At 70.0% G+C, this 13,685-nt stretch carries 12 protein-coding genes and 1 pseudogene; 4 read left to right on the top strand and 9 right to left on the bottom strand.

From position 1 onward, the window contains the following. Positions 1 to 8: 8 nt before the first annotated feature. Positions 9 to 2,813 (bottom strand): bifunctional glycosyltransferase/CDP-glycerol:glycerophosphate glycerophosphotransferase, encoded by a 2,805-nt coding sequence (locus ACW9TB_RS20975; protein ID WP_472749719.1) that lies wholly within the window; start codon positions 2,811 to 2,813, stop codon positions 9 to 11. Between the two features lie 221 nt (positions 2,814 to 3,034). On the opposite strand from ACW9TB_RS20975, the gene ACW9TB_RS20980 reads away from it, so the two are divergent. Continuing rightward, complete coding sequence (locus ACW9TB_RS20980; protein WP_472749720.1) at positions 3,035 to 3,505, top strand: hypothetical protein; 471 nt, start codon at positions 3,035 to 3,037, stop codon at positions 3,503 to 3,505. Between the two features lie 549 nt (positions 3,506 to 4,054). Continuing rightward, entirely contained in the window at positions 4,055 to 5,209 is a 1,155-nt protein-coding gene (locus tag ACW9TB_RS20985) for a serine hydrolase domain-containing protein (RefSeq protein WP_472749721.1), read from the top strand. A 97-nt stretch (positions 5,210 to 5,306) separates the two neighbouring features. Here the strand turns inward: ACW9TB_RS20985 and ACW9TB_RS20990 are convergent. Both ACW9TB_RS20990 and ACW9TB_RS20995 read right to left on the bottom strand, forming a co-directional pair. Beyond that, a pseudogene (locus ACW9TB_RS20990) lies at positions 5,307 to 5,498 on the bottom strand (transposase); the annotation flags it as partial. 297 nt (positions 5,499 to 5,795) lie between these two features. After that, on the bottom strand, positions 5,796 to 6,710 hold the full coding sequence (locus tag ACW9TB_RS20995) for a LysR family transcriptional regulator (protein WP_472749722.1): 915 nt from the start codon (positions 6,708 to 6,710) through the stop codon (positions 5,796 to 5,798). A gap of 154 nt (positions 6,711 to 6,864) precedes the next feature. Between ACW9TB_RS20995 and ACW9TB_RS21000 the strand changes: the two genes are divergently transcribed. Both ACW9TB_RS21000 and ACW9TB_RS21005 read left to right on the top strand, forming a co-directional pair. Then, a complete protein-coding gene (locus ACW9TB_RS21000) occupies positions 6,865 to 7,410 on the top strand; it encodes a dihydrofolate reductase family protein (protein WP_472749723.1) in 546 nt (181 codons plus the stop codon). A 45-nt stretch (positions 7,411 to 7,455) separates the two neighbouring features. After that, positions 7,456 to 7,749, top strand: a complete 294-nt coding sequence (locus ACW9TB_RS21005; RefSeq protein WP_472749724.1) for a DUF4287 domain-containing protein — start codon at positions 7,456 to 7,458, stop codon at positions 7,747 to 7,749. Between the two features lie 163 nt (positions 7,750 to 7,912). Here ACW9TB_RS21005 and ACW9TB_RS21010 read toward each other — a convergent pair whose 3' ends face one another. The 6 genes from ACW9TB_RS21010 to ACW9TB_RS21035 all read right to left on the bottom strand — a co-directional run bounded on the left by ACW9TB_RS21010 (position 7,913) and on the right by ACW9TB_RS21035 (position 13,599). Then, entirely contained in the window at positions 7,913 to 9,049 is a 1,137-nt protein-coding gene (locus ACW9TB_RS21010; RefSeq protein WP_472749725.1) for an SRPBCC family protein, read from the bottom strand. Positions 9,050 to 9,234: 185 nt separating this feature from the next. Further along, the gene (locus ACW9TB_RS21015; RefSeq protein WP_472749726.1) at positions 9,235 to 10,188 is read right to left on the bottom strand and encodes a pyridoxamine 5'-phosphate oxidase family protein; all 954 of its coding nucleotides are present in this window, start codon (positions 10,186 to 10,188) and stop codon (positions 9,235 to 9,237) included. 6 nt (positions 10,189 to 10,194) lie between these two features. Then, entirely contained in the window at positions 10,195 to 10,638 is a 444-nt protein-coding gene (locus ACW9TB_RS21020) for a VOC family protein (RefSeq protein ID WP_472749727.1), read from the bottom strand. A 338-nt stretch (positions 10,639 to 10,976) separates the two neighbouring features. Next, positions 10,977 to 11,552 (bottom strand): CGNR zinc finger domain-containing protein, encoded by a 576-nt coding sequence (locus ACW9TB_RS21025; RefSeq protein ID WP_472749728.1) that lies wholly within the window; start codon positions 11,550 to 11,552, stop codon positions 10,977 to 10,979. Between the two features lie 138 nt (positions 11,553 to 11,690). Next, entirely contained in the window at positions 11,691 to 11,897 is a 207-nt protein-coding gene (locus tag ACW9TB_RS21030) for a hypothetical protein (protein ID WP_472749729.1), read from the bottom strand. Then, complete coding sequence (locus tag ACW9TB_RS21035) at positions 11,887 to 13,599, bottom strand: PspC domain-containing protein (protein WP_472749730.1); 1,713 nt, start codon at positions 13,597 to 13,599, stop codon at positions 11,887 to 11,889. Before ACW9TB_RS21035 ends, ACW9TB_RS21030 begins: the two co-directional genes overlap by 11 nt. Between the last annotated feature and the right edge of the window lie 86 nt (positions 13,600 to 13,685).

The raw sequence follows: 13,685 nt of genomic DNA on the forward strand, positions 1-13,685 counted from the left end.
CCCGCCGTTCACCGAGGCCGTCCCGGCAGCGGCAGGCGGCTCGGGTGCCGCGCCTCGGACAGGGCGCGTTCCCACACCTCTGCGGGGTCGGGGGCCGGGGCGTGGAGGGGCTCGAAGAAGGCGTCCACCACCTTCGCCGAGGCGTGCCCCTTCTCGTCGGCGCACCACGTCCTGCGGAACGCGATGTACCTGGCGGCGAACGACGCCGTCAACCCGTCGAGATCGCGCAGCACCTCGATCAGCTCCTCGGTCGTGGTCAGGCAGGGGCCGGGGGCGATCGCGGGCAGGTCGTGGTAGACCCCGCGTTCCACCCTGCGGTACTCGTCCCAGTCGTCGATCAGGAACAGCATCGGCCGCCCGGTGACCGCGTAGTCGCACATCAGCGACGAGTAGTCGGTCAGCAGCGCGTCCGAGAGCAGGATCAGGTCGTTGACCTCGGGGTACGAGCCCGCCTGCCGGACGAAGTGGCGCAGGTGCTCGGGTACCTCGAACCGCTCGACCGGGTGGGTCCGCAGGACCACCGTCCAGTCGCCCGACAGGGCCTCGGCCATCGCGGCCAGGTCGGCCCTGACCGACTGCCCGGACCCCTTGGCCCGGTCGCGGTAGGTGGGGGCGTACAGCAGCACCCTGGACCAGTGCGGGATCTCCAGCTCCTCCCGCGCCCGCCTGGCCGCCTCCCGGTCGCCGTGCACGAGCACGTCGCAGCGGGGCGAGCCGTGTCGCAGCAGCCGTCCCCGGTAGCCGTTGGAGGGCACGAAGACCCGCTCGAACTCGGCGCTGGGCGAGACCAGCGCGTCCCAGCGGTCCACCGCGGCCCGCCAGGTCGCCCTCGGCCCGTCGAAGTCGGCGCGCAGGTCGGGCGCGTCGAAGCCGACCGACTTGATGCCCTGGCCGTGCCAGGTCTGCAGGTAGCGGGTGCCGGGCGGCTTCGGGTAGGCCAGCGGCATGCCGTGGCTGTCGACCCAGTAGCCCGCCCTGGCCATGGTCCAGATGTGGCGCCAGCTCATCCGCCGCACCAGCCTGACGCCGGGGGGAAAGCTCCCCCGGGTCTCGACGGCCGACCACACCACCTTCAGCGGCGTGTTCCGCCGCCTGAGCTCCTCGTAGATGTAGCGCGGGTTCCCGGTGTAGCCGGTGCCGACGTCGGACTCGAACAGGGCCAGGTTCCCGCGCGGCGGCAGCACGGAGATCAGCCCCTTGTAGGCGCGGAGCTTCACCTCGGGCCCGCTCACCTTCCGCAGCAGACGCGTACCGGCCCGCTTGAGCCGGGGCAACTGCCGCAGCAGCCCCTGACGGCGCCAGAGCACCCGCAGGAACGCGGCGTTCCCCTCCGCCTTGACGATGACCCGGTGCCACAGGACGGTCGTGCCGGACGGCGCGGTGGACGGGTCGACGAGCAACCGGTCGGAGGTGACCCGCCCGTCGGGGTTGACGATCTCGATCACCGGGTCGTAGCGGCCGTCGAAGCCCAGGCGGCCGTGGCGGATCGCGGAGAGGTCGATCGTCACCTCGCTCAGGTAACCGCCGTCGCCCCCCGGTTCCGGCGCGTGCGGCTCCAGCCGTACCCGGTGGTTCCTGAACCGCAGGAACGCGGTCCAGCCGGGCGTGGCGGCGAGCACCCCGAACGGGTCGTACGTCGTGATCGCCAGCCTGACCAGCGCGCCCTCGCCGGTGACGACCGCCTCGTGACGCAGCCGGGAGGCGCTGTAGGGAAGCTCGGCCATCCGCAGCGAGGTGATCTCCCGCCTCTCGTCGGCGACCGTCCCCCAGTAGGTGCGCCCCCCGTCCCGTACGGCGGCGCGCGGCGGGGCCTTCGGCCCGTTCAGCGACCGGGCGGCCACCAGCAGCTCGTCGGGCCTGCCGTCGAGGATGAAGCTGCAGCAGACCCGCAGGAGCGGATCGACCGTCTCGAACACCACCGGGTCGAGCTCCGCCAGGTAGGGATGGATCACCGAGACGAACTCCTCGATCCACGCCGGGTCGCGCGAGGGCAGCGGGTTGAGGTAGACGCGCAGGTCCTGGCGGATGAAGCGGCGCTGCCGCTCGTGCACCAGGGCGTCGAGGCCGTTCTCGCGCAGGATGTCGTCGCTCAGCCTCGCGGCCCTGATCCTGGAGCGGACGTTGGCCATGTCCGTTAGGCACAGCGAGATCGACAGCCGCGCCTCGCTCTCCGCCGAGGCCCGGTGCCAGAGGTAGACCACCCAGGGGACCACGGCGAACCGCCGCGCCGCGCAGTACAGGGCGGTGCTGAAGACGTGGTCCTCGTAGTGCATGTCCTCGCGGAACGGCACCCGCCGCAGCAGCTCGGCCCGGTAGAGCTTGTTGGTGCTGAAGGAGTCGAGGAACATCTCCGGCTCCCCGGCGATCCCCTCGACCGTCCTGCGCCTGGTGAACAGCGCGGGGTAGTAGCGCGCGGTCTTGCCGCTCTGCTCGTACAGCCGCGCGATCTGCCCGGTGACGAAGTCCGCGCCGGTCCGCTCGATCTCCAGCAGCATGCTCTTGCAGGCGTGCCTGGTCAGCTCGTCGTCACTGTCCAGGAACATCACGTACGGCGCCCGTGCCGCCGCCACCCCCCTGTTGCGCGGGACCCCGCAGCCCCCGCTGTTGACCTCCCCGCGCAGGTACCGGACCCTCGGGTCCGCGCGCTGCAGCTCCCGGGCCACCTTCCCGGTGTCGTCGGTGCTCGCGTCGTCCGCGATGATCACCTCGATGTCGCGCAGGGACTGCCGAAGCACGGACCGCACGGCCCTGGCCAGCCGTGCGGCATCGTTGTAGGTGATGACCACAACGCTGCACTCCGGGATATTGATCACGATCCGAGGTATTCCCGAGAAAAGTAGCCAGTTGTCCCACTTGTGCACTGATGACACTGTTTTTGGGGTTGTGTGAAGCTGTGAGCGCCGACACCGGCCCGGCCCCGTATCCGATTGGCACGCATGGTCAATGAGCTGGCGCTCAGATGAAACGGCTCCCGCCCGGACGCCTGTGATCCTCGTGTGGAGGATCACAGAGAACGATTAGGGAGAAAACGGGCATGAGCGTCTCACTGAAGAGCCTGGCGGGATGTGCCGCCGTCCTCGTGACCGCGGCGACGCTGGCCACGGCCACCGCGGCACCGGCCCAGGCGACCATCCAGGACTGCGCCACGTACGATTTCGTCAACATCCCCTACAACAAGGCCGGTGGCCAGCAGACCTCCGTCAACCTGGGCAGCGGCAGGTCGGTGGGACTGCTGACCACGCTCGTCAGCAGCGCCCCCGGACGGCACGCGTTCGCCAAGATCACTGGTTCCACCAGGCCGGGAGACCAGGTCTGGCTGGACTGGAGCACCACCGGAGGGAACGGCCACATCCAGTGCGGTCCCTTCAGCGTCCAGAGCACCGGTTCGCCCAACACCAGCGCGGCCAAGATGCTCAACCCCGGCGCCCCCGGCTGGGTCTTCCGCGCCTGCGGAAAGATAGTCGGCGGATCCACGAAGTGCACGGGATGGCACGACCTCTGGTAATAATCCGGCGACACCTCGCGGCTCGGGAGTTCGCGAGGTAAACCCCGCCGGCTTGACGTTGACGGGCATGCGCCTGCCGGGCCACCACGCTCACGGCACCGGCGGGCGCACGGCCTCCTCGACGACTTCATGTCGATTCCTGAAGCGTCATTCCTCCGCGTCCCGACGAGCCGAGGGCGCCTGCCCAGGCGCGGACCGTCTCCAGATGTCCAGGTAGGAGCCCGATCGTGGATTGGGGCTGGACGAGAAGCGTGGGAGCCCCCGACGCGGTTCGATCCGCTGCCCACGTGTGATCAGCCGCGGTGAAGGGGCCGCTCGGATCCGGATCGGACGGCGAGGGCGAGGTCGTCTCGCCGGGGGCAACGGAAACGCCGGGGAAACGCACTGCGTGCTGGTATCCCCTCGTACGTCGCCCCTCGTGAAAGGATTTCCATGATGTTGTCGCGTCGCTCGCATGACCACAACCCTTCGCGCCGTTCCGCCCTCGGGTTCCTGGGTGTGGCCCCGCTGGCGGCCGGTGGTCTCCTGACCACGCGAGGAACCGCGGAGGTGAACGCCGACCTCTCTTCAGGCCCTGGCCGGATCCCCAAGGACCTGCGCCCCGGAGGAGCCTTCGACCAGCACATCAGAGAACTGGCGGACAAGGATCAGTTTTCCGGCACCGTGATGATCGCACACCGCGGCCGCCAGGTCCTGGCCCGCGCCTACGGCTGGGCGGACAAGGAAGGCAAGGTCCCGAACAAGATCGACACCATCTACGCTCTGGCTTCGACCTCCAAGCCGTTCACCGGGCTCGCTGTCGTGCAGCTCGTCCAGCAGGGCAAGCTCAAGTTCTACGACCTGGTGAGCAAGCATCTGGACGGCCTACCGGCGGGGATGGCCGAACGCATCACCGTGCATCATCTCCTTACGCACACCAGTGGCCTGGGCGACGCCCGGCGCGCCGGCGAGCAGCCGCCGCCGGAGAAGATCCACAACAGCTACGAGGAGCAGATGGCGGACTTCTGGGCGAATCTGAAGACCTTCGAGCTGGAGTTCGCCCCAGGGACGAAGAAGGCTTACAGCAGCATGGGCTACACCCTGCTCGGCGAACTCGTGGCGAAGGTCTCCGGCACGTCGTTCCAGGACTACGTCCGCCAGAACGTCTTCATCCCGGCAGGCATGAAGGGCTCCGCCTACTACGACCGCCGCCAGTGGCTGGCCGACAAGCGCATCGCCCATCCGTACATGTACCAAAAGGACGGTACGCGGGTCGACGCCGTCCGTAACCTCGACAAGGGCTCCGTCTACGGCGACGCCGGCCAGGGCAGCAACTCCGCCCGGGGGTGGATGGGGACAGGCGGTGGCAACGGCTTCTCCACCGCCCCGGACCTCGTGCGCTTCGCGGTCGCGCTGCAAGGAGGCAAGCTCACCGCCCGGCCCTACACGGAGTTGTACGTGAACGGAAAGATCTCCGCCAAGCCGCTGAGGGAGAACACCTCCGGCAGCTCCCTTCGCGGGGAGACCTTCCAGGCATACGGGCCGGTGGCCGCTACCTACAACAACCAGCGCATCGTCACCCACGGAGGTGGCGCGGGCGGCATATCGACCAGTTGGTCCATCTACCTCGACATGGACTGGACGGCCGTCATCCTGAGCAATTACGACCTGCAAAGCATCGAGCCGATCATCGACCTGGAACGACGCCTGATCACCGGCGCATAGCTCGGGACCGGCCGGGATACGGAGAAAGCGGCCGTGGGCTGATCTTGGAATTGCCGGCCTGGGAGACTGCGCGTCCCTTGTCAAGCCGTACTCTGGTGGCGAGAAGCATGGCGAGGCGCTCGGCTGGGGTATCCCAGTCGAGCGTCTTTCGCGGTCCGGAGTTCAGCTCGGCAGCGACGGCGTCGAGCTGTTCTCGATTGTGGAGCGACAGGTCGGTTCCCTTGGGGAAGTGCTGGCGCAGCAGGCCGTTCGTGTTCTCGTTGCCGCCGCGCTGCCAGGGGCCGGCCGGACTCCGGGCGGTGCGCGAGGAGCACCTCTCCCCGCTGAGCGGAGGGCACTCCAAGGTATTTCCGAGAAAAGTAGCCAGTTGTCCCACCTGTGCACTGACGACACTGTTTTTGGGGTTGTGTGAAGCTGTCAACCCAGAGAGACGATGAGAGCACCGAACAGCGATCTCGGAGTCATCGCCGCCCACGCTTGCGACCCCTCACAGGGGCAATGCGGAACGAGGCGGGAACGGGTGGCCGGACGAGGCGGCGGCACCGCGAACGGCTGAGCGGCCGTCGACTGTTGTGTGTGCTCGTGGTCAGCGGACCGGGAGGGTGGGGGCTTCCTGGACGGAGGCTTGAGCCGCGTGGACGAACTCGCGGATGCGTTGGGTGGTGTTGGTCTTCAGCCACATGGGTCCCCAGCGGATGGGTGGGGCGTCGTCAATAGGGAGGTAGGTGATGCCAGGGCGGGGGTAGAGGCGGGCGACGTTTTCGCCTACGGGGAAGACACCGCGGTCGGCCGCCACCAGGGTGAGGGTTTCGCTGAAGCTGTCGGCGCGGGGGCCGTGCGTGATCGGTGCGCCCGACGGCGTGTGCGAAGGGTTGCGGTCGTGCCGGAAGGCCTCGGGCATGCCGGTGGGCACCTGGATCACCGGGTGGTCGGCCAGCACCTCCATCGACACCGTCTCCCGTCCGGCCAGCGGGTGCTCGGCCGCCACCGCCAGCATCCGCGACTCGGACAGCAGGCTGGGACCGGCCGTCACTTCGGGCTGGGAGGCGATGAGGAGGTCGGTGATCAGGATGTCGATGTCGCCGCCGTGCAGCCGTGCGACGGCGTCGTGGCCCTGGGTCTCGCGGATGTGCACCTGGCAGTCAGGATGGCGGGTGGCGAACACCCCGATCGCCTTCAACAGCAGCTGACCGGCGATGGCGCTCAGGAAACCGACGTGCAGGTCGCCGGTGATCCCGCGGCCGGTGTCGATGGCCCGCCGTACCGCGTCGTTCATGCCGGTCACCAGCGGGGTGAGATCGTCGGCGAGCTGCCGTCCGACCGGGGTCAGGTGGACCCGGCGGCTGCTGCGGGCGAACAGCGGGGTGCCGATCATGCGTTCCAGCTTCTTGACCGTCTGGCTGACGCGTCCGGAGGTGACTCCCACCCGTTCGGCGGTGCGCCCGAAATGCAGCTCTTCGGCCAGGGTGAGGAACACCTCGATCTCGTGCCGTTCCAGCATCGCGCCCCTATCGGTGAGTTCAGCTAACCGATCGTAGCGCGATCGCGCGTTGATCCCACCTGGCCTCGCGGGGGATCGTTGATCATGCCTCGCCCCGGTGAACAGCGAAAACCTCCGGGGCGGAGGCGCCGCAACCCCGATGAGGAGTGATCTCATGACCGATGGACGCAAGATCGTAGCCGGGCTGTTCATGTCGCTGGACGGTGTCGTGGAGGCACCCGAGAGGTGGCATTTCCCGTACATGAACGAGGAGATGGGCGCGGCGGTCGGCTCGATGCACGCCGAGGCCGACATCTTGCTGATGGGACGAGTGACCTACGAGACCTTCGCCGCGGCCTGGCCGCAGCGGACCGGGGAGATGGCCGACGCGCTCAACGGCATCCGCAAGCTGGTCGTCTCCACCACGCTGAAGGAGCCCGCCTGGCAGAACTCGACGGTGATCGACAGCGATGTCGCCGCCGCCGTGAAGGACCTCAAGCGGCAGCCAGGCAAGAACATCAACCTGTCCGGCAGCATCAGCCTGACCCGCGAACTGCTGGAAGCCGGGCTGCTGGACGAGCTGAGGCTGCTGGTCCACCCGATCGTGCTCGGCACCGGGCAGCGGCTCTTCCCCGAGGGCACCGGGAAAACCCCGCTCACGCTCACCCGATCCGCCACCTTCACCACAGGGGTGATGGACTTGACCTACCAACCGGCCTGATCCCGCCTCACTCCCGACAGCACGCGAACCAGAAAGTAGAAGCACATGTCTTTTCAGGCGTATCTGGACACCATCGAGGACAAGACCGGCCTGACTCCCCGCGAGTTCATCGCGCTCGCGCACGAGCGTGGCTTCGACGCACCGTCCACCAAGGCCGGAACCATCCTTGAGTGGCTCAAGGACGACTACGGCCTGGGCCGCGGGCACGGCATGGCCCTGGTGCACGTCATCAAGAACGGCCCCAAGATCGACGCCAAACACGTCGGGACGACCGGCTCACACCGCGACGAGTCCGACATTCTCTGGCTCGACGGAAAGCAGAACCGGCCGTCCGCGTAGGCGGACATCATCCTGGCCTCCTCGACAACGACCCACAAGGTGTCAACCGGCCTTGGCCGCGCGGTACGCCGTCGCCCGATGGGGAAGACCTCCCGTACTCGCCGGTGCCGTGCATCCGGACCAGCTCGGCCTACCGGCGGGCGGTTGACGACCGGTTGGCCGATCAGCGGCGCAGGGCGCGGCGGATCAGCCAGGCGACCAGGATGAGGCTCGCCAGGGCCGCGACCAGGGGGGCGATGCGCTTGAGCAGCGGCAGGCCCGCCACCTCCAGGAGGTTCAGGGCCTCCTCGTCGGGGCTGAGCGAGGTACGCGAGGTGCCCGCCGGGTGGCTCTGGCGGGACTCCGCCTCCTCGCCGACGGCGAGGCCGGGAGGCGTCGGCACCGCGCTGAGGTGACGTCCCGGCGCACCCGGGAGGCCGGGGCCGTCCAGTGCCTCCGGACCGCCGGGACCGCCCAGTCCGGACGCCGCCACGCCCGGGTCCGTGCCGCTGGACGCCGCCGGGCCCGGTCCCGTTCCCACGCCGTGACCCGTCGAGCCCGCGGGGCCGGGGAACGCCGAGCCGGTGGCGCCGGGGCCCTCGGTGTCGGCGGTCGTCGAACCCGCGGGGCCGGGAGAGGTCGTACCCGACGCCGTGATGTCCCGGTCCGCCGGGCCGAGACGCTGTGAATCATCCGCTGTGCCGCCCGGTCCCGTACCGGACACGGTCGCGGGGGCGCCCGAATCGGCGGGGCGGGCCGGGCCGGGGCCCCAGGTCTCCGAGACCGCCGGAACGTCATCGGCCGATCCCGGCTTCGGGGGCGCGCTCCAGCCGCCCACACCGGTCGTCCCGGTAGCCGTCTCCACGCCGGGGCCCTCGCCCAGCAGGCGGGAGAGGTTGGCCGCGAACCTGTCGACCAGCTTCCCGCCGACCTCGGTCATCACGCCCCGTCCGGCCTGGGCCGGACGGCCGGTCACGTTGAAGGAGGTGTCGACGGTGACCCGGGTGTCGCGGCCCCGGGGGTGCAGGCGCACGACGACCGTGGCACCGGCCGTGCCCGGACCCCTGGCCTCCTTGCCGGAGGCCCTGATGGTCATGGAACGGGTGTCCTCGTCCACCTTCTCGAAGGCGACCCTGCCCTGGTACGTCACCGTGACCGGCCCGATCCTCATCTTCATCCGGCCGGTGAAGGAGTCACCCTCGATCTTGTCCACGGCGGCACCTGGCAGGCAGGGCGCGATCCGCTCGACGTCGAGCAGCACCGGCCACGCCTGCTCGACAGGCACGGGGACCGTGAACTCGTGCTCGAATCGCATCGCCATCGCTCCGCTCCTTGTCGGTCGGCCGCTGTTGCGACATTACGACTACACGGGGGCGTACTGCCAGTATGCCGCCCTGGAGCCCGGCCGGGCCTTCCATGGCGGCCCGTGTCCTCGCTCCAGATTCGTGCTCGTTCCTTGGTACTGCCCTCGTTGGCGGGGACGATGCGCCCACCCGCGCGGCGCCCTCAGATCGGCGGGTTGTGGCGGGAGTATTCCGCGAGCCTCCAGCGGAGCGGGCTGGCTCCCCGTACGCGGACGATCTTGTCCAGCTCGAACCGGACCAGCCGTTGCGCGCCCGGGACGTCTCCCGGATCCCAGTCGACGTGGGCGCGCCCGGTCAGGTGCAGGGCGTCGCCGCGCTCCCAGTCGAGGAAGAGCAGGCCGCAGCCGTCGTCCAGCTCCAGATTGCCCAGCGTCATGTACATGGAGTTGCCGACGTACTCCGGCCAGACCAGCCGCCGGTCATCCACCACCCGGACGAACCCGGGGTTGCCGCCCCGGTGTGACAGGTCGGCGCCGAGGCCGGGCGCGGAGGTGGCGACGAAGAACGTGTCGGCGCCCTCGATCCACGCCCGGTCGCCGGTGTCGAACGTCGTCGCGGAGGAGGAGCCGGAAGCTTCGGGAACTCCGGGAGCTATGGCGGATCCGGGGGATTCGATGGGTCCGGAAGAGCCGGGGACGGGGGTGGCGGGCTCCGCCGGTTCGGCCGTTTCCGCGACGATCTCTCGTGCCTGGATGTACTTGGGGCAGTTGGCGTACGCCTGCTCGGTACGGACGATCAGCCGCCCGCCCTCCCGTGAGACCGTGCCGTTGACCCGCATCCTGCGCCTGCTCGGCGGCTCGATCGCGAGCATCCCGATCTGACCGCCGTCCAGCCCCGCCAGCGGGTCGTGCTCGCCCGGCACCGCGTCGATCACGACCGTCCGCTCGTCCACCGCCTCGGCGAACCCCTCGGGCCCGGTGAGGGCGGACGCCCACAGGAGCCCGTCCCGCCCCGCCGCCCCGATCAGCAGCATCCGCTGTCGCCCCAGGAACTCGGCTGCCACCGCCGGGATCTCCGGCCTGGTCCTGGCCGAACCCAGCGCCACCGCGCGTACCCCGGCCCTTTTCTGAACCGCGAGCTCTCCCGCGTGCTCCACGATCGTTTAGAAGAAGCCGCAGGTGGGAGCGGCGGCCACCGGCGCGGGAGAACCTTCGGCGCCGGTGGGCGCGTAGATCTCCAGCCGGATCCCGTCCGGGTCCTCGAAGAACACGCCGCCCGAGGACGCGCCCTCGCGGTGCGCCACCACACCGTCGTGGTGGAGCGTGGCACCGGCCTCCCTGATCGCCTCCTCCGCCCGGCGGACCGTCTCGATGTCCGGAACCTGGAAGGACAGGTGATGCAGGCCGGGCAGGCCGGTGGCGAAGCTGCCCTCGCTCTGCTGCCAGAGGGTGAGAACCAGCGTGCCGTCGAGGCCGAGGAAGGCGTACCGGCGGCCCGCCTCGCCGGACTCGGCGAGGATCTCGAAGCCGAAGATCTTCAGGTAGAAGTCCCTGGATCTGTCGAGGTCGGAGACGTTGAGGCCGACGTGGCCGGTCTGGAAGGACATCTGATCTCTCCCGTCAGGCTTTCTAACGGCTTGTTCCGTTAGTTTGACCGCAGGGCTCAATCTAACGCAGAAACTTCGCTTTTGCCATTATAAATATGTGACGTAAATCATAAATGTGGGACGCGGAGGGCAAGGCGAACCAGCCGGGGTGGGCCCGGACGTCGTCGTGGATCACTCATGCGGGCGCGAGGCCGGTGGCTGCCGGGGCGTCGTAGTACAGCCGGATACGGACTCACCCGCGCGGGCGCGAGGCCGACCGTTCGGGTGCCGAACAGGTTCGGGTGCCGGAAAAGGTGGTGACGGCTCGCGTCGTCCCCGTATCCGGGCTTCGGGGGAGATCAGTCGTCGCGGTGCTGGTGGTAGTGGCGGGCCGCGCGGGCGCGGTTGCCGCAGCCGACCGAGCACCACTCCTGCCGGGCGTGCTCCTTGAGGAAGTAGAGCACGCAGCGCGGCGCGGGGCAGGTGCGGAGCCGCTCGCGCTGAGGCCCGGCCAGCAGTTCGATCGCCGACGTCGCGAGGGCCGCCCGGATCCGCTCCGAATCCGTGGCCCCGTCGCCCGGGACGGTCCGTGCCAGGGGAGGGGCCCCGTCGGGCCACTCCAGCCGCGCGGCCAGCGGTACGGCCAGCGCGGCGGCGTTGACCAGGTCGAGTGACTCGGCGAACCCGGGGAGCCGGTGCGCGTCCGCGCCGCTCGCGGCGCCCGGCCCCACCGCCCTGGCGAAGAGCGCCCGTACGGCCTGCCGCAGCTCCACGACCTCGCGCCGCAGCTCCTCCGAGGCGACGAAGCCCGGGTCGACGCCGAGCGCGGGGGCGTGCGCCCGGCCCCACGCGGTCATGCCCTCGACGTCGGCGAGCGTGTCCGTCAGACCGGCCCGCGTCGCGCGGACGGTGCTGACGAACTCCAGGGCCGACATGGTCCGACTCTAATGCCTGATCCGGTCTTTTGCCGTGAGGTCTCGCCGCCCCCGGCTCCCGCGCGCGCTCCACATCGCCACAGCTCCAGACGGTGCACACCTGCCCCGCTCGGACGTACGGTGCGAGGCCCGGAGGTTCTAGCGCCGGACGGCCTTGACCAGGATGGCGACCAGGCCCGCGAAGCCCAGGCCGCTCACCAGGATCGTGAGCATGACCAGCGGCGGGATGGACGGATCGCTGATGAAGACGATCCCGGCCGCGATGAACACCAGGCCGCTGAGCAGGGCCATCCAGTCGGTACGGTGCGCGCGACGGCGCTCTGTCCTGTCGATGTCAGGCCGCACGGCGCACCTCCACGTCCCCGATCCCGGCCTTGATGTTCAGCACGATGGTCGCCACGTCGCCCTTGGGGGCCACCTCGGGCTCCAGGATCTTGTTGTGGTGGATGTCGGCCCCTCCCTCCACCGCGTGGTCGATCTTGACGTCGCCGAACCTGGTGGAGGCGTTCACCTCGGCCCTCACCGTCGAGGGCAGGATCACGTTTATCTCGCCGACCGAGACCGAGGCGTCCACGATGGTCCGCGAGCCTGGCGGCAGGACCAGGTCGCCCAGGTCGAGCCTGCCCTCTCCCACGCCCACCGAGTAGCTGCGGGCCACCTCGGACAGGCTGGCGGGCTGCCAGTTGAAGTCGCCGAACTTCTTCGGCATGCCGCCCAGCGTGGACCCCGCGATCATGGCGATCGACAGGACGGTGCCGGTCACGAACAGCCCCGCCCCCCGGCCGAACCAGGTGGCGACCAGCAGACCGGCGCCGATGACGACGAGCACCGCGCCGCCGACGACCGTCATGTTGACCTCTCCCGAGGCGGACTGGATCGCCACGATGATGCCTCCAACGATCATGGCCAGACAGATGGTGATGCTCCCGACGAGCGATCTGCGCCGCTGTGGCCTGGGCGGCGCCACCACCGTCCCGCCGTACGCGGACAGGTCGTAGGGGGGGTACGGCTGAGGCCGCCTCCGGGGGTCCAGAGGCTGGTAGGGGCCGTACGGCGAGAAGGGCTCGCCGGAGGAGTCGAACAGCGGCCTCGCGGCGGTGCGGTACGGGCCCGGCGGGATGTCCTCCGGTGGCCCGGCGGGGCCCGGCGCGTGTCCGGCGCGGGTCTCGAAGGCGGCCGTGATCCGGGTCCCGGAGTCGGAAGACGGCTGGACCGTCGTGGATCCTGTCGCGGGCTCCGGTCCTGCCTCGGCCGCGTACGACTCCGTGACCGCCTCGCCGCCCGGCCGGGCGGCGGCGTGCGTGGCGCTCCCGGCGCTGCTCCCGGTGGTGCCGGTCGTGGGGAATCCGGCGTACGCGGCGGGGCCGGAGGCCGGGGGCGCGGTGGTGTGGGCGGCCGGATCCCGCTCACCGACGGGGCGCCGTCCGGCGGCGTCGGGCGTGTGGGCGGACGAGCCGGGCCACTGGCCGGACGGGTCGGCCGGGTACGAGGTGCGGCGCCTGCGCAGCCGTTCGGGCAGTGACCTGGCCACGGCCAGCAGGTCGACCCCTCGGGAGTGGGCGGCGAGCAGGGCGATGGCGAACACCGTGCCGACCACGACCGTGCCGGTGCCGATGCCGTCCGAGGAGACGTTGACGATCAGCCCGAGAGCGAACAGGGCGGTCAGCAGGGTCAGGACCGTCTCGCTGTCGAAGTCGCGCCTGATCCACTGCTCCAGGTAGCCGGGGCCGCCGTCGGTCTCGCGCATCAGCAGGAACGCCGCGATGTAGAGCATGATGCCGATGCCCGAGCCGAGCACCAGCACCGCGAAACCGACCCGCAGTATCACGGGGTCGATCCGGGTGTACCTCCCCAGACCGGCGCAGACGCCCGTGAGCATGCGTCCCTCGTTGCCGCGCCTCAGGCGGCGCTCCCCGAGGCGCTCCTCGAAGCGCTCCCCGGGGCGATCTCCAGGGCGATCTCCAGGGCGCTCCCCGGAGCGCTCCTCGGCGGGAGAGGAGGCGGACGGCGAGCTCGCCGGATCCTGGGCCCGCCCGGTGTCGTTCATGTCCTCATCGTGGCCTTTCCCCGTCCGTGATGCATCCGGGAGACCCCTGAGTCGTCCCGGAGAGGCAACATCTCTCTCAGGGTCGC

Source organism: Streptosporangium sp. H13245 (assembly GCF_055690525.1).